The sequence below is a fragment of the Undibacterium sp. MH2W genome (genome assembly GCF_049340215.1).
Lineage (GTDB): Bacteria > Pseudomonadota > Gammaproteobacteria > Burkholderiales > Burkholderiaceae_D > Undibacterium.
In genome coordinates this window covers 1-330 of sequence record NZ_JBMPPA010000029.1, presented here as the reverse complement: position 1 = coordinate 330, position 330 = coordinate 1, and the positions used below count along the sequence as shown (strand labels likewise).

At 47.0% G+C, this 330-nt stretch carries 1 protein-coding gene; it reads left to right on the top strand.

The window, feature by feature from the left end; translation table 11 throughout:
* Positions 1-330, top strand: a 330-nt coding sequence (locus ACO0K2_RS19720; protein WP_423021767.1) for a hypothetical protein, incomplete at both ends; no start/stop codon positions are given.

The window sequence follows — 330 nt, the reverse complement described above, 5'->3', positions numbered from 1 at the left end:
ATTTGACTGCTGGTGGGTTGTATAACGCTGGATTTAGTGCGACATACTGCGTTGTTATTGATTCGGTGGGCGCAGTAGATACATTCAAGTGGGGAACAGATAATTGTTCAACGTTCCCTAGCACTGGTGTTCCCGTAAGCGGCGGTGTGATCGGGTTATCGTATGGTGTCGCAGTGCAGTTTGCGAACAATACGGGGCATGCTATCGGTGATAAGTGGGTGATCCAAGCGAATGCATTAACTCAAGCAAATCAATTATTTGGGGTTAATTATAATGGCGACGTAGTACTAGCCAACCAGCAGTACTACGCGATCCGTGATACTGCTGGAA